Origin of the sequence: Pseudomonas sp. NPDC077408 (assembly GCF_050269105.1) — a bacterium.
Lineage (GTDB): Bacteria > Pseudomonadota > Gammaproteobacteria > Pseudomonadales > Pseudomonadaceae > Stutzerimonas.
This window is the reverse complement of sequence record NZ_JBNNHS010000010.1, coordinates 15527-33562: the sequence shown is the minus strand read 5'-3', so window position 1 is coordinate 33562 and position 18036 is coordinate 15527. Positions and strand designations below refer to the sequence as shown.

Annotated in this window: 16 protein-coding genes; 2 read left to right on the top strand and 14 right to left on the bottom strand. The window is 63.2% G+C overall.

What is annotated here, in order from left to right; translation table 11 throughout:
• Positions 1–47 precede the first annotated feature (47 nt).
• The 7 genes from dctP to rfbB form a co-directional block, all read right to left on the bottom strand.
• Positions 48–1043 (bottom strand): C4-dicarboxylate TRAP substrate-binding protein DctP, encoded by a 996-nt coding sequence (gene dctP / locus ACQKEK_RS19610; RefSeq protein ID WP_046163350.1) that lies wholly within the window; start codon positions 1041–1043, stop codon positions 48–50.
• A gap of 383 nt (positions 1044–1426) precedes the next feature.
• On the bottom strand, positions 1427–2818 hold the full coding sequence (locus ACQKEK_RS19605; protein WP_499144121.1) for a sigma-54-dependent transcriptional regulator: 1392 nt from the start codon (positions 2816–2818) through the stop codon (positions 1427–1429).
• A gap of 1 nt (position 2819) precedes the next feature.
• Positions 2820–4619, bottom strand: coding sequence for a sensor histidine kinase (locus ACQKEK_RS19600; RefSeq protein ID WP_499144120.1), 1800 nt, complete (start codon positions 4617–4619; stop codon positions 2820–2822).
• Between the two features lie 101 nt (positions 4620–4720).
• Complete coding sequence (gene rfbD, locus ACQKEK_RS19595) at positions 4721–5632, bottom strand: dTDP-4-dehydrorhamnose reductase (RefSeq protein WP_499144119.1); 912 nt, start codon at positions 5630–5632, stop codon at positions 4721–4723.
• Positions 5629–6174 (bottom strand): dTDP-4-dehydrorhamnose 3,5-epimerase, encoded by a 546-nt coding sequence (rfbC, locus tag ACQKEK_RS19590; protein ID WP_499144118.1) that lies wholly within the window; start codon positions 6172–6174, stop codon positions 5629–5631. The genes rfbD and rfbC overlap by 4 nt, the downstream gene beginning before the upstream one ends.
• Positions 6171–7043 (bottom strand): glucose-1-phosphate thymidylyltransferase RfbA, encoded by an 873-nt coding sequence (gene rfbA / locus ACQKEK_RS19585; protein WP_499144117.1) that lies wholly within the window; start codon positions 7041–7043, stop codon positions 6171–6173. The genes rfbC and rfbA overlap by 4 nt, the downstream gene beginning before the upstream one ends.
• Positions 7040–8110 (bottom strand): dTDP-glucose 4,6-dehydratase, encoded by a 1071-nt coding sequence (gene rfbB, locus ACQKEK_RS19580; RefSeq protein WP_499144116.1) that lies wholly within the window; start codon positions 8108–8110, stop codon positions 7040–7042. Before rfbB ends, rfbA begins: the two co-directional genes overlap by 4 nt.
• A 332-nt stretch (positions 8111–8442) precedes the next feature.
• Here rfbB and plzR point away from each other — a divergent pair, with 332 nt between their 5' ends.
• Entirely contained in the window at positions 8443–8742 is a 300-nt protein-coding gene (plzR, locus tag ACQKEK_RS19575; protein WP_499144115.1) for a PlzR type 4 pili assembly inhibitor, read from the top strand.
• Here plzR and ACQKEK_RS19570 read toward each other — a convergent pair.
• From ACQKEK_RS19570 to ACQKEK_RS19540, 7 genes are all read right to left on the bottom strand, one after another.
• Positions 8739–9866 (bottom strand): ABC transporter permease, encoded by a 1128-nt coding sequence (locus ACQKEK_RS19570; protein ID WP_499144114.1) that lies wholly within the window; start codon positions 9864–9866, stop codon positions 8739–8741. The genes plzR and ACQKEK_RS19570 overlap by 4 nt on opposite strands.
• A gap of 1 nt (position 9867) precedes the next feature.
• On the bottom strand, positions 9868–12609 hold the full coding sequence (gene rbbA, locus ACQKEK_RS19565; RefSeq protein WP_499144113.1) for a ribosome-associated ATPase/putative transporter RbbA: 2742 nt from the start codon (positions 12607–12609) through the stop codon (positions 9868–9870).
• A complete protein-coding gene (locus tag ACQKEK_RS19560) occupies positions 12606–13682 on the bottom strand; it encodes an HlyD family secretion protein (RefSeq protein WP_499144112.1) in 1077 nt (358 codons plus the stop codon). Before ACQKEK_RS19560 ends, rbbA begins: the two co-directional genes overlap by 4 nt.
• Before the next feature lie 111 nt (positions 13683–13793).
• The gene (locus ACQKEK_RS19555) at positions 13794–14414 is read right to left on the bottom strand and encodes an ABC-type transport auxiliary lipoprotein family protein (protein WP_499144111.1); all 621 of its coding nucleotides are present in this window, start codon (positions 14412–14414) and stop codon (positions 13794–13796) included.
• A complete protein-coding gene (locus tag ACQKEK_RS19550) occupies positions 14411–15349 on the bottom strand; it encodes an MlaD family protein (RefSeq protein WP_045423264.1) in 939 nt (312 codons plus the stop codon). Before ACQKEK_RS19550 ends, ACQKEK_RS19555 begins: the two co-directional genes overlap by 4 nt.
• Positions 15349–16137, bottom strand: a complete 789-nt coding sequence (locus tag ACQKEK_RS19545; protein WP_045423267.1) for an ABC transporter ATP-binding protein — start codon at positions 16135–16137, stop codon at positions 15349–15351. Before ACQKEK_RS19545 ends, ACQKEK_RS19550 begins: the two co-directional genes overlap by 1 nt.
• Entirely contained in the window at positions 16134–17282 is a 1149-nt protein-coding gene (locus ACQKEK_RS19540; RefSeq protein WP_231108009.1) for an MlaE family ABC transporter permease, read from the bottom strand. The genes ACQKEK_RS19545 and ACQKEK_RS19540 overlap by 4 nt, the downstream gene beginning before the upstream one ends.
• 337 nt (positions 17283–17619) lie before the next feature.
• Between ACQKEK_RS19540 and ACQKEK_RS19535 the strand changes: the two genes are divergently transcribed.
• Complete coding sequence (locus ACQKEK_RS19535; protein WP_499144110.1) at positions 17620–18027, top strand: VanZ family protein; 408 nt, start codon at positions 17620–17622, stop codon at positions 18025–18027.
• Positions 18028–18036: the final 9 nt, after the last annotated feature.

Sequence of the window (18036 nt, the reverse complement as noted above, 5' to 3'; positions counted from 1 at the left end):
CTAGTCGGAACGCGGAGGGCGGCTTGTGGCTGCCCTCCGGCAAGGCCTTACTGGGCCTTGTTAGCTTCTTCGGCGGCCTTGATCAGGTCGGCACCGATGTCGTTCTCGAACTTGCTCCAAACGGGCTTCATGGCTTCGCGCCACTTGGCACGCTCTTCCGGAGTCAGGACGAGGATTTCGGTGGTGCCAGCAGCCAGGATGTCCTGCTTGGCTTTCTGGTTCAGGTCATCGGCCTGCTTGTTCACCTCAACGGTGACTTCGTCGATGATCTGGTCCAGCTCGGTGCGAACGTCTTCCGGCAGACCGTCCCAGAACTTGGTGTTGGTGATCAGCATGTAGTCGAGCAGACCATGGTCGGACTCGGTGATGTGCTTCTGCACTTCATGCATCTTCTGGGAGTAGATGTTCGAGTAAGGATTCTCGGCACCGTTGACCACGCCAGTCTGCAGGCCCTGGTAGACCTCGGCGAAGCTCATCTTGCGCGGATTGGCACGCAGGGCCTTGAACTGCTCGTCTAATACGGCGGAGGCCTGTACGCGGAACTTCAGACCACGGGCGTCTTTCGGCTCACGCAGTTCCTTGTTGGCCGACAGCTGCTTCATGCCGTTGTGCCAGTAGGCCAGGCCGGTGATGTTCTTGTCTTCCATCGAGCTCAGCAGCTTCTGGCCGGCATCGCTCTGCTGGAAGCGGTCAACCGCCTGGATGTCGTCGAACAGGAACGGCAGGTCGAACACCTGAACGCCCTTGGAGTAATGCTCGAACTTGGCCAGCGACGGAGCGATCAGCTGTACGTCGCCCAGCAGCAGCGCTTCCATTTCCTTGCCGTCGCCGAACAGGGAAGAGTTCGGGTAAACCTGGACTTCCACCTTGCCGGGCAGACGCTCTTCAACGAGCTTCTTGAACATGACGGCACCCTGACCTTTCGGGGTGTTCTCGGCAACCACGTGGGAGAACTTGATCAGGATCGGGTCGGCGGCCTGGGCCAGGCTTGCGATACCGAGGGACAGAGCACAGGCGAGCGCTGTGGCAGTCAGCTTGAACATTGTTGTGTTTCCTCTTGTTGTGGATGAGCCGCTGCAATCAGGCAGGAGCTCGGCTGTAACCAGCAAGACAAGTCTAGGCGCCATTGAATAAATCGCCGCGCCGGATTGCGGCTGGACTTGCCGGTTCATGGGGTTTGCGGGAGCAAGTGCTGTGCCAGATGCGTGCAACTGGCGCCCGTGAGGCGGCAGTTTACTCGCATGATGGCTAAATACTGACGAATGTTTCTCAGCCTAATGCGTCTAGCTCGCAGGTTTCGTCAGCGTTGCCAAGCCAGGGCAAGACGCCGACATTCAGCCAGATAAAGATGTCCAAACCATGTCTGCTTGGCCTTGGACGCTACAATTTGATTGCAGCGAGCGAGGGCTTGGCGGAAATCCGCCAGCTATTCGTTATCCTCGGGCGGGGTTCCGCCAGCATCATTGAACACCAGGCCGTGCTTGCGCAGTTTGTCGTGCAGCGTTTTGCGTGGCAGACCCAGGGCCTCGGCAACGCTGCGCAGCGAGCTATGGGGCCGTGCGAGTTCGGCTGCGATCAGGGCGCGCTCGAAAGCGTCTACCTGCTCGCCAAGCCCGTGGGCTGAGTCAGTACTGCTGGCCTCAGAAGCACGAGCGGGATCGTCGAGACCCAGTTCAAGCCCCAACGCGAAGCGTTCGGCGGTGTTCTGCAACTCACGCACATTGCCCGGCCAGGCATGCCGAAGCAGCTGTGCACGCTGCTCCGGACGCAGCTCACGGATCGGCAGGGCGTGGCGGCTCGCGGCGGTCTCGGCAAAATGCTGGAACAGGAACAGCAGGTCCTCGCTGCGTTCGCGCAGCGGCGGGATGCGCAGGGGGGCGACATTCAGGCGGTAATAGAGATCGGCGCGGAAGCGGCCTTGGTCTGCGGCCTGGCGCAGATCCTCCTTGGTCGCGGCGATCACCCGGATGTCCAGCGGGATCGACTGGTTGCCACCGAGTCGCTCGACGACCCGCTCCTGCAGCATGCGCAGCAGCTTTACCTGGACATCCAGGCTCATGCTCTCGATCTCGTCTAGGAACAAGGTCCCACCGTTGGCGAACTCGAACTTGCCGATACGGCGTTTTTGCGCGCCGGTAAAAGCTCCGGCTTCGTGTCCGAACAGCTCGCTTTCCACCACTGATTCGGCCAGCGCTCCGGCATTGATCGCCACGAACGGCCCGTTGCGACGGCTGGAAAGGTCGTGTAGCGCACGGGCTACTACCTCTTTGCCCGCGCCGGTTTCGCCAAGGATGAGCACGTCGGCCTGGGTCCCGGCAAGCGCGCCGATCTGCTCACGAAGGCGCTGCATGGCAGGCGATTGGCCGAGCAGACGGGTCGACAACTGCTGACGGTCGGCCAGGGCCAGGCGTAGGCTGCGGTTGTCGAGCACCAGCTGGCGTAGGGCGAGGGCGCGACGGACGCTGTCGAGCAGTGCCTCGCTGGGGAAGGGTTTTTCAAGAAAGTCATAGGCACCGGCGCGCATGGCTTGAACCGCCAGCTGGATATCACCATGGCCGGTAATCAGCAGCACCGGTAGCTCGCGGTCGATCGCATGTAGCTGTTGCTGCAGCTCCAGGCCGTCTATGCCGGGCATGCGGATGTCGCTGACCACCACGCCACCCCACTCCACCGGCAGCATGCCTGGAAGACCGCGTGCATCGCTCAGGCTGAGCACCTTTAGCCCGGCGAGGTCGAGGGTCTGGCTCAGTGCCTTACGCAGATGGGGATCGTCATCGACCAGGATGACCTGAGTCTGCGGGTCGATCGGGTGGGTCATGCTAGTCCTCGCTTGGAAAGGCGACACCGGGGTCGGCGCAATGCAGGTAAAGACTGATCTGCGCGCCGCCCTCTGGATGGTTGGCCAAGGTCAGTTCACCGTCCAGGGCTCGGGCCAGGGTATCGCAGATGGCCAGCCCCAGGCCCAACCCCTGAGCGCTGGTCTTGGTAGTGAAGAAGGGCTCGCGGGCCCGTCGCATCGCCTCGTCGGAAAAGCCCGGTCCGTTATCGCGCAAGGTCAGCAGCACGCCTTCGCCCTGCCGCTCGGCGCGCAGCCAGATGCGACGCACCGGCGGGCGCTCGACCAGGGCGTCCAAGGCGTTGCTCAACAGGTTGGAGATAATCTGCCGTAGTCGCGTCTCGCCGGCCTGAACCCAGAGTGTGGCGTCCGGCAGGTCACGAATCAGTTCTACGCCCATGGCCTGACGCCGCTTGGCCAGCAACGCCAGCGCGTCGTCCAGCGCTGGCTGCAGCGCAACCCGCTCCGGGGCATGGCGGTCGCGGCGGGCGAAGGCGCGCAGATGAGCGATGATCGAAGCCATGCGCGCGGTCAGCTCGCTGATCAACCGAAGGTTGTCGCGCGCCTCGTCGTTTCGCTGCTGGTCGAGCAGGACGCCGGCGTTGTCGGCATAGCTGCGAATCGCCCCAAGCGGCTGGTTGAGTTCATGGCTGATGCTCGCTGACATGGTGCCGAGCGCCGAGAGCTTGCCGGCCTGCAGCAACTCGTCCTGAGCGCGGACCAGCTCCTGCTGAGCTTGCTCGCGTTCCAGCACCTCTTCCTTGAGTCGGCTGTTCAGGGCTTCCAGGTCGTAGGTCCGTTCCTGCACGCGGCGCTCGAGTTGTTGCCTCGCTTTGGCATCCAGGGCGATACGCTCGAGGTAATGGCGACGCCGCTGCATCAGCAGGCCAAGCAACAGCAAGAGCGCTGCGAGGGTCGCTGCGCCGATCGCGACGACCGTCTGCACGGGTCGTTCGACCAGGCTGATCGGCGCCAGGATGCGCACCGTCCAACCGGTTTCCTTGAGTTCGCGGCTCTGAATCAGCCAGGTATCGATATCGAGCGTCAGGTCACGGGGTTCTAGCGTTGGATAGGGGCGTTCGGAGGCGATCTGCTCGCGCTCCTCAATATCCAGCGCACGGCTGGCGCGGAACCGCCATTCTGGTTTCGAGGTGAGGATCACCACACCGAAACTGTCGGTCACCATCAGTTGCTCGGGCGTGCTGCCCCATAGCGTCTCGGTATGGTCCAGGTCCACCTTGACCACCAGCACGCCAAGGATCTCGTCGCCATCGCGAACAGCGGCCCCGAAGTAGTAACCGCGCTTGCCCGAGGTGGTGCCGAGGCCGAAGAAGCGGCCCAGCTCACCGGCCATGGCTTCTCGGAAATAGGGCCTGAAGGCGAAGTTTCGACTGACGAAGCTGTCTTCCTCGTTCCAGTTTGACGCGGCCAGCGTGTCGCCGTCCGGCGCCATCAGATAGATCACATCGGCGCCGGTTTCCTTGCGCAGCTGATCCAACAGGCGGTTGGCCTGATCCTTGGCGGCTGGGTTGTCGGGCTGACGCAGCGCCGTGCGCAGGGTCGGCAGGTCACCGAGGATGCGCGGCAGCACTTCGTAGCGGCGCAGCGAGCCGAGCAGGTTGGCGACGTAAAGATCGAGCGTTTGGCGGTTCTGCTCGATCAGCTCGTTGCTGTAATAACGTTTGGCCAGTTGCTGCAGCGGCCACAGCAGCGGCGCCAACAACAATGCAACCACGGCCAGGTTGCGCCAGCGAGGGCGGCGGGGGGTATCGGGTGAAGTCATGCAGATGCGCCTGTGGTTCGGGCGCCATTATGCACGTCCGACCCGCTTTGGTGCTTGAGGCTAGGTGAGCGGCTTAGTCGGCTGGACCAGCGTCGGTACTATCAGACGCTTTGCGCAGCCGGTGCGCTGTGATCCGCCTGAGCACGGGGCATATCGCCAAGGCACTGTTGCAGGGCGGTTTCCCAGTCTGGCAAGGTTATCTGCCAATCGCGCTGCAGGCGCGCGCAGCTGAGGCGGGAATTAAGCGGCCGCTGAGCAGCCGTGGGGTAATTGGCAGACAGGATAGGCTCTATCCTTGCGCGCAGCAGGCCCTGGCTCTGCAGATGTTGAGCGATGTGGCAGGCGAAGCCGTACCAGGACGTCTCCCCTCTGGCGGTCAGGTGATAAAGCCCGCTGGGCCCGCCCGCACCGCTACGCCGTTTGCGTACCATCTCGGCGGTGGCCGCTGCGATGGTTCCGGCCCAGGTTGGCGCGCCGATCTCATCGTCGACTACCGACAGCGAGTCGCGCTCCTGTAGCAGGCGTCGCATCGTCAGCAGAAAGTTGCGCCCGTGCAACGAGTAGACCCAGCTGGTGCGCAGGATCAGGTGGTCGCCGCCTACGGCCTGAATCGCTTGTTCACCGGCCAGCTTGCTCGCCCCGTATACGCTCAGCGGAGCTGGTACATCTTCTTCACTGTAGAGCCCGGTCTTGCGGCCGTCGAAGACGTAGTCGGTGGAATAGTGGATCAGCGGTACACCCAGGGCTGCCGCCTCCTCGGCGAGCACACCAGGGCCGATGGCGTTCACTGCAAAGGCTCGCTCACGGTCGTCTTGCGCGGGGTCAACCGCGGTGTAGGCGGCCGCGTTGATGATCAGGTCGGGACGCAAAAGGCGAACCTGTCGACGAATCTGCGCCGGCTCGGCCAGGTCCAGCAGCTTGTGACCCAGCGCGAGCACCTTTCCTTCACCGGCAAGCGCCAGTTGCAGCTCCCGAGACAGTTGCCCCGAGCTACCGGTGACGAGGATTTTCATGCAAACAGCTCCGCTTCGCTGAGTACTTTGCCGTCGATATCTTTCTTCGAAAGCTGGGGCGGCTCGGTGAATGGCCAGTCGATGCCGATCTGCGGGTCATTCCAGAGCAAAGAGCGCTCATGGGCTGGCGCGTAGTAGTCGGTGGTCTTGTAGAGGAATTCGGCGCTCTCGCTGAGCACCACAAAACCATGAGCAAAGCCTTCCGGGATCCACAGCTGGCGCTGGTTATCGGCACTCAGGCGGGTGCCGACCCAGCGACCGAACGTCGGCGAGCTGCGGCGCAGGTCCACCGCGACATCGAATACTTCGCCGGCCACGACCCGCACCAACTTCCCCTGGGGCTGCTGAATTTGATAGTGCAGGCCGCGCAGCACGCCGCGCTGGGATTTGGAATGATTGTCCTGAACGAACTGGCGCGTGAGCCCCGTGGCCGCTTCGAAAGCGGCCGCGTTGAAGCTCTCGTAGAAGAAACCGCGTTCGTCGCCGAATACCTTGGGCTCGACAATCAGCACATCGGGAATGTCGGTTTCGATGACCTTCATGCGTCTTCACCCGCCAGCTTGAACAGGTACTGGCCGTAGCCGGTCTTGCCCAGGGCATCGGCGCGCTGCAAGAGCTGTTCGCGGTCGATCCACTTGTGCTGATAGGCGATCTCTTCCAGGCACGCGACCTTCAGGCCTTGACGGTGCTCGATGGTCTGCACGTACTGCGAGGCTTCGAGCAGGCTGTCGTGGGTGCCAGTGTCGAGCCAGGCGAAGCCGCGGCCGAAGCGCTCTACATTCAGGTCGCCGCGCTTGAGATAGGCATTGTTGACGTCAGTGATTTCCAGCTCTCCGCGCGGCGAGGGCTTGATCGACTTGGCAATCTCGATGACGTCGTTGTCGTAGAAATACAGCCCGGTTACCGCATAGCTGGACTTCGGCTTGGCTGGCTTCTCTTCGATCGACAGGGCCTTGCCGGTCTCGTCGAAGTCGATCACGCCGAAGCGCTCCGGGTCCTTGACCCAGTAACCGAACACCGTCGCGCCTTTTTCTTGCGCCGAGGCACGCTGCAATTTCTCGGTGAAATGCTGGCCGTGGAAGATGTTGTCGCCAAGGATCAGGCACACCGAGTCGTCGCCGATGAAGTCTTCACCGATCAGGAACGCCTGGGCCAGGCCGTCCGGAGAAGGCTGCTCGGCGTAGCTGAAGTTAACGCCGAACTGGCTGCCGTCACCCAGCAGGTTCTTGTACTGCGGCAGGTCCTGCGGCGTTGAAATCAGCAGGATGTCGCGAATCCCGGCGAGCATCAGCACCGAAATCGGGTAATAGGCCATCGGCTTGTCGTAGATCGGCAGCAGCTGCTTGGATACGCCCAGGGTGATGGGGTGCAGCCGGGTGCCGGAGCCTCCAGCGAGGATGATTCCTTTCATGCGTTCTCCAGGGCGCCGAGGCGCTCACGTTGATAGCTGCCGTCCTGAACGCGACGGCACCATTCGAGGTTGTTCAAATACCACTGCACGGTCTTGCGCAGGCCGGTCTCGAAGGTCTCCTGCGGGACCCAGCCGAGCTCGCGCCCGATCTTGCTGGCGTCGATGGCGTAGCGCAGGTCGTGACCGGGGCGGTCCTTGACGAAAGTGATCAGGTCCTCGAAACGTTCGAGGCCTTCGGGCTTCTGCGGCGCCAGCTCTTCGAGCAGGGCGCAGATGCCGCGCACCACGTCGATGTTCTTTTGCTCGTTGTGACCGCCGATGTTGTAGGTCTCGCCGACCTCGCCTTCGCTGACCACCTTGAACAGGGCGCGCGCATGGTCCTCGACGAACAGCCAGTCACGTACCTGGGTGCCGTTGCCGTAGACCGGCAGCGGCTTGCCATCCAGCGCGTTGAGGATCACCAGCGGAATCAGCTTCTCGGGGAAGTGATACGGCCCGTAGTTGTTCGAGCAATTGGTGATCAGTACTGGCAGGCCGTAGGTGCGCTGCCAGGCCCGGACTAGATGATCCGACGAGGCCTTGCTCGCCGAATAGGGCGAGCTGGGCGCATAGGGTGTGGTTTCGGTGAACAGGTCATCGACGCCGTGCAGGTCGCCGTACACCTCGTCGGTGGAGATGTGGTGGAAGCGGAAGGCTTCGCGGCGCTCGGCTGGCAGGGATTGCCAATAGGCACGTGTTGCCTCGAGCAGCTGATAGGTGCCGACTATGTTGGTCTGGATGAACTCTGCCGGGCCGTCGATTGAGCGATCGACATGGGATTCGGCGGCCAGGTGCATGATAGCGTCCGGCTGGAAGTCCAGCAGCGCTTCGCTGACGCGCTCGCGATCGGCAATGTCGGCTTGAAGGAATTGGTATCGGTCGCTGCTGTGGACATCGGCCAGCGACTCGAGATTGCCGGCGTAGGTCAGCTTGTCCAGGTTGAGGACGCTGTGCCCGGTGTCTTGGATAAGATGGCGGATCAGAGCAGAGCCGATGAATCCGGCTCCGCCGGTTACGAGAATGCGCATGATTGAGAGGCTTCCTTGGCGCGCTACAGAGCTACAGGCTCTTGGCATGTCGGCAGGATAGACCCGCCGAAAATACAAAAATTCCCGCCCATAGTGCTGAACTCCGAACGGGTATGAAGGTTACTGACTGCGTTTGTTCCGGCAACCCGCTGGCCAGAGCCCCGCCAAGCCTGGCAGGTGATTCGCCTGTTTTGCTCATGAGTTTCCGTGCATGACGCCAACGCGTCTGGGCTCAACCCTGACGTTAGGGTAATTCGACCAAAGCGGCGATGCAGGCAGGTGGCAAAAATGCAGTAACATCATGGCGATATCAACTGTTAGGTGGCAATGGAATGCACACTTGTAACGAGCAACTCGTCGAGTTTCTGAGTATGACTGCGCGCAGCCTGTCGCAACTGAGCGAGGCCGTGACCACCTATTCGTTCGAGATGATGGCCAGCGAAGACCCTGCCGTGCGCATCGCTAGCCGCCGCATGGTGTCGCGGGTCTCGCAGATCCAGTCGACCTTTGAGCACCAGCTACGACTGTTCGGTGCGCTGACCGGCGTCGAGCACGCTGCGGGCGGTTCAGTGTTCGAGGTCGAATTACAGCCGTCGCCCGAGGGTGACCCGCTTACCAGCGACGATCACTAACGCAACGACTGCCGCAGCCGCGACAACGCACCGAGGAAGAACACCGCGCCGATCGCCAGCAGCGCCAGCAGTTGTGGCCAGATCACCGAGACGCCAGCGCCGCGGAAGAGAATGGCCTGCGCCAGTTCGACGAAATGGGTGGTCGGTGCCGCTAGCATGATGTGCTGGATCAGCGCAGGCATGCTCTCGCGCGGGGTCACGCCACCGGAGAGGATCTGCAGCGGGATCAACGTGAGGATTACCAGCAGACCCAGTTGCGGCATCGAGCGCGCCACCGTGCCGAAGAAGATGCCCATGGACGTCGCGGCAAACAGGTGCAGCGCGGCGCCACTGGCAAACAGCAGCAGCGAGCCCTGAATCGGGATGTCGAGCCAACCCTCGACAACGAAGCGCAGCGCGAACGCCGCGGCGGCCAACACCACCAATCCCATCGCCCAGACCTTGCCGACCATGATCTCGAATGGCGTCACCGGCATCACCAGCAGGTGCTCGATCGTGCCGTGTTCGCGCTCGCGGATCAGAGCGGCGCCGGTGAGGATGATCGCCAGCATGGTGATCTGGTTGATCACCTCGTTCACGGCACCGAACCAGGCGCGATTCAGGTTGGGGTTGAAGGCCGTGCGCACGACGGCTTCGACCGGCAGGGCATCAACGCTGCGGTAGCGGCGGACGAAGTCGGCCGTCTCGCTGGCGATGATCTGCTGGATCTGGCCTGCCCCGGTGAACGCCTGGCTGACCTGGGTGGCGTCGACATTGAGCTGGATTGTCGGCTGGCGACCGGCCAGTAAATCTGCCTGGAAGTTCGGCGGGATGTTCAGGGTGAAGGTGTAGAGGCCGGCATCCATGCCGCTGTCCATCTGCTGCAGGGTGATGGCCTTGGGCTCAATGAAGTAGGGCAGCTGGAAGGCGTTGACGATACGCAGCGAGGCCTGCGACCGATCCTCGTCGACCACGGCGATGCTGGCGCGGTGCGGCGCCTCGGGCACGGCGGTGGCGCCTTCGTAAATGGCCAGGGTGAACGAATAGATGATCAGCACCAACATTGCCGGATCGCGGTAGAGGCTGCGCAGCTCCTTGAGGCCGAGCTGGATGATGTTGCTGAGCTTGCGCCGGATATTGGCCATGCTATTTCTCCTGCTTGCGCAGGCCGGCGACGCTGAGCAGGGTCAGCAGCGGAATCGCCAGGAGCATCGGGATGAAATACGGGTACAGGTCGGCCAGGCCCAGCGCCTTGGAAAACACTCCGCGGCTGATGATCAGAAAATGGCTGGTGGGATAGAGTTTGCCGATAAAGGCGCCGAACCCTTCCATTGCCGAGATTGGGTGGATCAGCCCGGAAAATTGGATTGCCGGTAGCAGGGTAACGATGGTGGTGCCGAAAATGGCTGCGATCTGGCTGTTGAGTATCGACGACATCAACAGGCCCAGCCCGGTGGCGCAGGTCACGTAGAGCAACGCGCCGAGGCAGAGGGTCAGGATGCTGCCCTTGATCGGGATGCCGAAGACGAACACCGCCAGCAGTGCCAGGGTGGCGAAGTTGAACATGCCCAGGGCGATGTAGGGCAGCTGCTTGCCGAGCAGGAACTCCAGGCGGGTGGTCGGGGTGACGTAGAAGTTGGTGATCGAGCCCAACTCCTTCTCGCGCACGACACCCAAGGCGGTGAGCATCGCCGGGATCATCATCAAGAGCAGCGGAATCATCGCAGGCGCCATGGCTGGAAGGCTCTGCACGTCGGGGTTGTAGCGGTAGCGGATGGCTACGTCGGCTGGCGCCAACTGCCCGTCTACGCCGGCTTCGCGGGCCAGTTGCTGCAGGTAGGTCAGATGGATGCCCTGCACGTAGCCTTTGATGGTGTCGGCCCGCATGGGCATGGCGCCATCGATCCAGAACGCGACCTGAGGCACGGCCCCGCGTTTGAGGTCGCGGCCGAAATTGGGTGGGATTTCCACCGCCAGGCTGATGTCGCCGCTGCGCAGGCGTGCATCCAGTTCGGCATGGCTGGCCAGGGCCGGCTTTTCCAAGAAGTAGCGCGAGCCGGCGATGTTCTGCAGGTAATGCTGGCTGGTGGTGGTCTGATCCCCGTCGAGCACGGCATAGGTCAGGTTTTCCACGTCGAAACTGACCCCGTAACCCATGATGAACATCAGTAGCACGCTGCCGAGCATCGCCAGCGTTGCGCGGATCGGGTCGCGGCGCAGTTCCATGGCCTCGCGGCGGGTGTAGCTGAGCAGCCGCCGCAGGCTGAAACGTGCCTGGCGGCCACTGTTGCTGGACGCTTCGATCGGGCCGTGCGTAGCGGTTGAGGTGGCTGCCGGCTGTTCGCCGGCATGCGCCGCGGCGGCTTCCTCCAAGTAGGCGATGAAGGTTGCTTCGAGCGTCGGCAGCCCGCGCTTGGTCATCAGCGCTTGTGGCGTGTCGCTGTCGAGTACCCGGCCGGCGTGCATCAACGAAATGCGGTCGCAGCGCAGTGCCTCGTTCATAAAATGGGTCGAGATGAAAATGGTCACGCCGTCTTCACGTGACAGCTGCACCAGCAGTTCCCAGAAGCCGTCGCGGGCAACCGGATCGACGCCGGAAGTGGGCTCGTCGAGAATCAGGATTTCGGGATTGTGGATCACCGCCACCGCCAGCGACAGGCGCTGACGCACGCCTAGCGGCAAGCGACTGGGCAGGCTGTCGGCATCGCCGGTGAGATCGAAGCGCGTGAGCATCTCCTGCACGCGCGGCCCGCGCCGTTCGACCGGCAGGTGGAACAGCCGGGCGTGCAGGTCGAGGTTCTGCCGCACGGTCAGCTCGCTGTACAGCGAGAACGCCTGGGACATGTAGCCGACGCGTTGGCGGGTCTGCATGTCGTGCGGGTCCACCGGCTTGCCGAACAGCAGCGCCTCGCCCTCGCTGGCCGGCAGCAGGCCGGTGAGCATTTTCATGGTGGTGGTCTTGCCGCAGCCGTTGGAGCCGAGGAAACCGAAGATTTCGCCACGGGCGATGCGGAAATTGACCTGATCCACCGCGACGAAATCGCCGAAGCGCATCGTCAAACCGTGGGCCTCGATCGCAATGCTGTCGCTATGCGGCTGCGGCGGGATGACCAGTTCTCGATGCTGATTGCGTTTGGCGTCCGGCAGCAGGCGGATGAAGGCCTGCTCCAGCGAGTCGCTGGCGGTGCGCGCCAGCAATTCGGCTGGCGTGCCGGTGGCCAGCACGCGGCCGGCGTCCATCGCCACCAGATGGTCGAAGCGCTGCGCCTCATCCATATAGGCGGTGGCCACCAGCACACTCATCTGTGGGCGCTCGCGGCGGATGCGCTCGATCAGCTCCCAGAACTGTGCACGCGACAGCGGATCGACGCCGGTAGTGGGCTCGTCGAGGATCAACAGATCGGGGTCGTGGATCAGCGCGCAGCAGAGGCCGAGCTTCTGTTTCATGCCGCCGGAGAGTTTGCCCGCCGGCCGTTCGAGAAAGGGCGCGAGGCCCGTGCTGCGGGTCAGTTCAGCAATGCGCCAGTGGCGCTCCTCGCCCGCCTGGCCGAACAAGCGACCGAAGAATTCGAGATTCTCGAAAACGGTGAGCGTTGGATACAGATTCTTGCCCAGCCCCTGAGGCATGTAGGCGATACGCGGGCAGACCCTGCGCCGGTGGCCGGGGTCGGCGATGTCGCCGCCGAGTACGCCTATCGTGCCCTGCTGCAGCTTTCGCGCCCCGGAGATCAACGCCAGCAGGCTGGACTTGCCCACCCCATCGGGGCCGATCAGGCCGACCATGCATCGCGCGGGCAAGGTCAGCGTCAGCTCATCCAGAGCACGCGTCTTGCCGTATTGCAGGCTGACCCCGGCAACCTGCACCACCGAATCGAGCGGCTCGCTCATGGCGTTACATTGATCTGCAGATCGGCGGGCCACTCGCTTTCAGCGTCGAGCTTCAGATAGGCCATGCCCGGCAGGCCGGTCTTGACCTGCTCCATGTGACGCTTGAGCAGTTCCGGATCGATGCGTGCCTTGACCCGGAACATCAGTTTTTCGCGCTCGCTTTCGGTTTCCACGGTCTTTGGTGTGAATTGCGCCACGCTGGCTACATAACTGACCTTGGCCGGAATCACGTACTGCGGAGCGGCGTCGATCACCAGCCGTACCTCGGCGCCGATCGCCACGCGTCCGGCCTGACGTTCGGGCAGGAAGAAGGTCATGTAGACGTCGGCCAGATCGACCAGATTGAGCAGCTTGCCCCCCGCGCCGAGGACTTCGCCGGGCTGCGCCACGCGGTATTGCACGCGAGCCACCCGGTCGCTCTTCAGTTCGCTGTCGCGAATGTCTGCCTGCAGTCGTTCAACGCCGGCTTGTGCCGCCTCGACAGCCGAGCGCGCCTCGATCACCTGGGATTTCGCTGCAGCAATGCCGGCGTCGGCAGACACCACTTGTGAGCGTGCGGCGGCGAGCGCCGCCTGGGCGCTTTGCATCGCGGCCAGGTCATCGTCGAGCTGCTGTCGCGCCATGGCGTTGCGCGCCACCAGGGTTTCGGTCCGTTGATGGCGCTTCTGGGCGGCGGTCAGTTCGGCTCGGCGCTGGGTGACGACGGCTTCGGCGGTGGCGCGCTCGCTTTCCCGCTGAGCGACCATGGCCTCTGCGGTAAGGATGGCATTCTCGCCCTGGCGGACCTGCGCACGCGCCTGGTTCAATTGCGCCTGGAGCACATCGGTATCCATACGCGCCAGTACCTGGCCCGGCTGGACGAAGTCACCCTCGTCCACGAGGATTTCAATCACTCGGCCCGGGCTCTTGGTGGCGACATCAATCTCGGTCGCTTCGATGCGACCATTACCGCTGGCGAACCCTTCGCCGAGACCGCTGGGGCGCAATTCGTTCCACAGCAGCGCCCCGATGACGGCAATCACGGCGGCGGCTGCAAGAACCTTGAGTGCGGCTCGGGTGCGTGGCTGACTCATGACTCTGCTCCGGCTATTAATCGTCCGGAGTCATCTTAGGCGCTCTAATACGCTACTTGTGTGTATCTGGATCAATTTTGAGGCGATTAGCGCCTACCGTACGGCAGTTGCTCAGGGCAGTTGTCGGGCATGGCTCAGCGTCCATTCGAGAATATCGGCACTGATCCTGTCGCTGGCCTGGCCGAAGGCGTCGACCACACTTTCCACGCTGGGGTCGGCGCTCGGCTGACGGACTTCGAAGCGGCGGTTGGCCAGGGTGCGCTGGTCGTTGCGATTGACCAGCCGCGCATCGAGGGTAATCACCACCACCGGCTTGCCATCGATGTAGACGGTCTGGAAGGCGCGCAGATCGCTGTGCAGGCTGAGGTCCGCATAGAGATTGACGTCTTCGTTGCTTACCGAAGGCATGCGCCCGTCGCGCTGGAAGGCTTCGATCAGGCGGTCGCGCAGCAGCACCGGCGCAGCGTCGCTCCAGCGTGCGCCGCCGTAGGCACTGATTTCGTTGCCCTGCGGCACGACGGCGATGCGCTGGCCGGAGAGGATGCGGCTGGCCTGCGGTGTGTTGATGCGCAGCGCTTGCTGGATGGTCGGCTCGCTGGCTTGCTGCGGCGTCGGTGTGGTCGGCAGCAAAAAGATCCGCAGGGTCTCGGACTCCGGCAGCACCGAACAGGCGGCGAGGGCCGAGAGCAGCCCGAGCAGCGCAAAGCGGGACAGGGATTGGCGAAGGCTCATGGGTTGAACTCCTGCAGTTTGTCGCGGCCGAGGAGGAAACCACTCGGGTTGTCTTCCAGGCGCTGGGTGACCCGGCGCAGCGCACCGAGGGTGCTGCGCAGTTCGTTGATCGCCGGGCCGAGTTCGTTGAAGCCCTGCATGCCATTGTTCAGCGCGCCCTGGTTTTCTTCGAGCAAGGTATCCAGACGCGAGGTGGTGCGGTCCAGCGCGCTCATCGATTGCGCTGCGCTGTCCAGTACGCTGCGGCCCTGATCATCGAGCAGGTCGTTGGCGTTGCGTGTCAGGCTCGACAGCTCACCCATCACGGTATTGGCTTGTTGGCTCAGTTGGTTGAATTGCTGGAGTGTCTGGGACAGATCGCCGCGTTGCTCCGAGAGCACGCTGGTGGCCTGTTCCAGGTGCTCCAGCGTGCGGCTCAGGCGCGTGGTGTTCTCCTCGGAGAAGATCTGGTTGGCGCTGAGCAGCAGGTTGTTGATGTTGCTCATCAGGTCTTCGCCGTTTTCCAGCAGTGCGCTGAGTGAGGACGGGTCGGCGATGATCAGCGGTGGGTCTTCGCGGTCGCCTTCGAGCCGCGGGGCATCCGGGGTGCCGCCGTGCAGCTGGATGACCATGCTGCCAGTGATATTGGCCAGCGCCAGGCGCGCCTGGGTATCGGTTTTGATGGGCGTGCCGGCGTAGACGCGGATCCGCGCTCGAACCTTGCGCGGGTCGTCTGGCTGCAGCCACAGCTCGGTGACATCGCCGACTTTGATGCCGCTGTATTCCACCGAGCTGCCACTCGACAGCCCGCTGACGGCCTGGCTGAAGCCGATAACGTAATAGCTGTACTCCCGGTCCATGCTGGATTTGCCCAGCCACAGGGCGAAGAGCAGGGCGCAGCCGACGGCTGCCACGGTGAACAGTCCGATCAATACATGATGGGCGCGAGTTTCCATTATGGTTTCTCCAACCGTTGCGCGGCTTCGTGCGCGGCGCGGCCACGAGGGCCGTGAAAATATTCGCGAATCCATTCGTCGTCAGTGGCGGCGACCTTTTCCAGCGTGTCGACCACCAGTACGCGTTTTTGCGCCAGCACGGCAATGCGGTCGCATATGGTGTACAGCGTGTCTAAGTCGTGGGTGACCAGAAATACGCTGAAGCCCAGCGCATCGCGCAGGGTCAGGATCAACTGGTCGAAGGCCGCCGCGCCGATAGGGTCGAGGCCCGCGGTGGGTTCATCGAGAAACAGCACCTCCGGATCCAGCGCCAGCGCGCGAGCCAGGGCGGCGCGCTTGACCATACCGCCGGACAACTCGTCGGGATACTTGCAGGCGGCTTCCGGCGGCAGGCCAGCCAGCGCCAGCTTCTGCCGTGCCAGATGTTCGGCATCGGCGCGCTTGAGGCCGATGTGCTCGATCAGCGGCAAGGCAACGTTTTCCTGGAGGTTGAGCGAGGTGAACAGGGCGCCGCGCTGGAACAGCACGCCGAAGCGCCGCTCGACTTCCGAGCGGCGCTGGGTCGAGAGCTTCAGCAGGTTCTCACCGAACACCTTCACGCTACCGGCATTGGGCCGGCGCAGGCCGACGATGCTGCGCAGCAGCACCGACTTGCCAGTGCCGGAACCGCCGACCACGCCAAGGATTTCGCCGCGACGGATATCCAGATCGAGATTGACGTGCACCGCCTGTTTGCCGAAGCGATTGACCAGGCCCTGGACCTGGATCACGGGTTCGTCTGTTCTCACCAGCCCATCTCCATGAAGAACAGGGCGGCGACCGCATCGAGCAGGATCACCATGAAGATCGATTGCACCACGCTGGAGGTGGTGTGTTCGCCCACCGACTGCGCGCTGCCGCTGGCCTTGAAGCCCTCGAGACAGCCGATCACTGCGATCAGGAAGGCGAACACTGGCGCCTTGGCCATGCCGACCAGAAAGTGGTTGAGCGGGATGTCGCGCTGCAAGATGGTGAAGAACATGGCGGGCGAAATGTCCAGCGCCAAGGAGCAGACCACCAGCCCGCCGACGATGCCGCTGAGAATGCCGATAAAGGTCAGGATCGGAAGCGTGATCAGCATCGCCAGCACCCGTGGCAGTACCAGCAGCTCGATGGGGCTCAAGCCAAGGGTGCGGATGGCGTCGATTTCCTCGTTGGATTTCATCGCCCCGATCTGTGCGGCAAAAGCGCTCGCGGTGCGCCCGGCTAGCAGGATCGCCGCCAGCAACACGCCAAATTCACGCAGAAACGAGAAGGCAACAAGGTTGACCGTGTAGATGGTCGCGCCGAAATCGGCCAGCACCGTGGCGCCTAGAAAAGCCACCACCGCACCGACCAGAAAGGTCAGCAGGGCGACGATGGGGATCGCGTCCAGCCCGGTTTGCTCGATGTGCGCCACCAACGCTGTGACCCGCCAGCGCCGCGGGTTGGGGAGCACGGTGAACAGGGTCTGTAGGGTCAGGCCAATGAAGCCGAGCAGAGTGCGCTGCTGATTCCAGACACCCGACACGGTACGTCCAACATGGGCCAGCACATCGGCAAAGCCATTGGTGGCCGGCGCCTGCTCGGCTTCTGGCTGGTCCAGCGCGGCGGCGACGGTTTTCAACAAGGCTTGGCGTTCCGCCGGCAGCTGCGGCGCCCAGTCGCTCAGACGGGCCACCCGTGCGGGGCCGATCAGTTCGATCAGTAGCCCGGCGCCCGCGGTATCCAGCTCGCCAAGCGAATCGAGCTCGACCCGATCGGTGTCTGTGACCTGGCGGCGCGTGCGCTCAATCTCCCGCCGCAGCGTGGCGTAGTGCTGCAGGGTCCAGTCGCCGCCAATGGTGAGTGTGGCGTGGGCGTCCTGTGTCGGCTGCCGCTGCAGACTGCCTGGCAGCGAAGTGGGGTGCGTCAAAGTGGTATCCCGTAGTGCTGGTAGCGGGGCGGCATACGCCGTACCCCGTAGCATTGCCCAGATCCTAACAGTTCGGACCTCGATCACGAGGTTACGTTTAGGTCTCTGAGGCGTCGAATATGGGCAGTTGGTCGACAGCGGCGCAATTTGTTACAGGCCGGCACGAACTATCGACCGCTTCCGACCTCCATAGCGTGCACGCCGACGACCATGCTCGGTACGCGCTGCGTCGAGGGGCTGCTATCTTACGCCGCCTTTGTTGACGTCTTCATCACGCCCGCGATTCGGGCCCTGCCAACTTCACCTTTCCGATCTCAGCAAGAGCTACCGATTGCCTATGAATTACTTGCGCGTCCTGCCGTTCCTCGCGGTGCTAGCGGTCATCCTCTTCAGCGGATTGCGGCCGGAACCGGTTCCTCAGGTGTTCGACCAGCAGGACAAGCTGCACCACATGCTTGGCTTCGCCGCGCTGATGTTCTCGCTGCGCCTGGCCTTCCCGCAGTGGAGCGTGTTCTGGGCCGTGGCGGCAAGCCTGGCGGCGGCCACGCTGATCGAAGTCGGGCAGAGCCTGCTGCCCAATCGACAGGCGTCGCTGGGCGACATGCTCGCCAATACCCTTGGCGTTCTGCTTGGCTGGGGTTGCGCATACGTGGCTCATCAGTGGTACCTGCGCCGGATCGGCGTGACCACAGATCCCGAGCCATCCGACTCGCCCGAGCGGCTTGGAGACGCCGCCCGTCCGTGAGACCGGCGA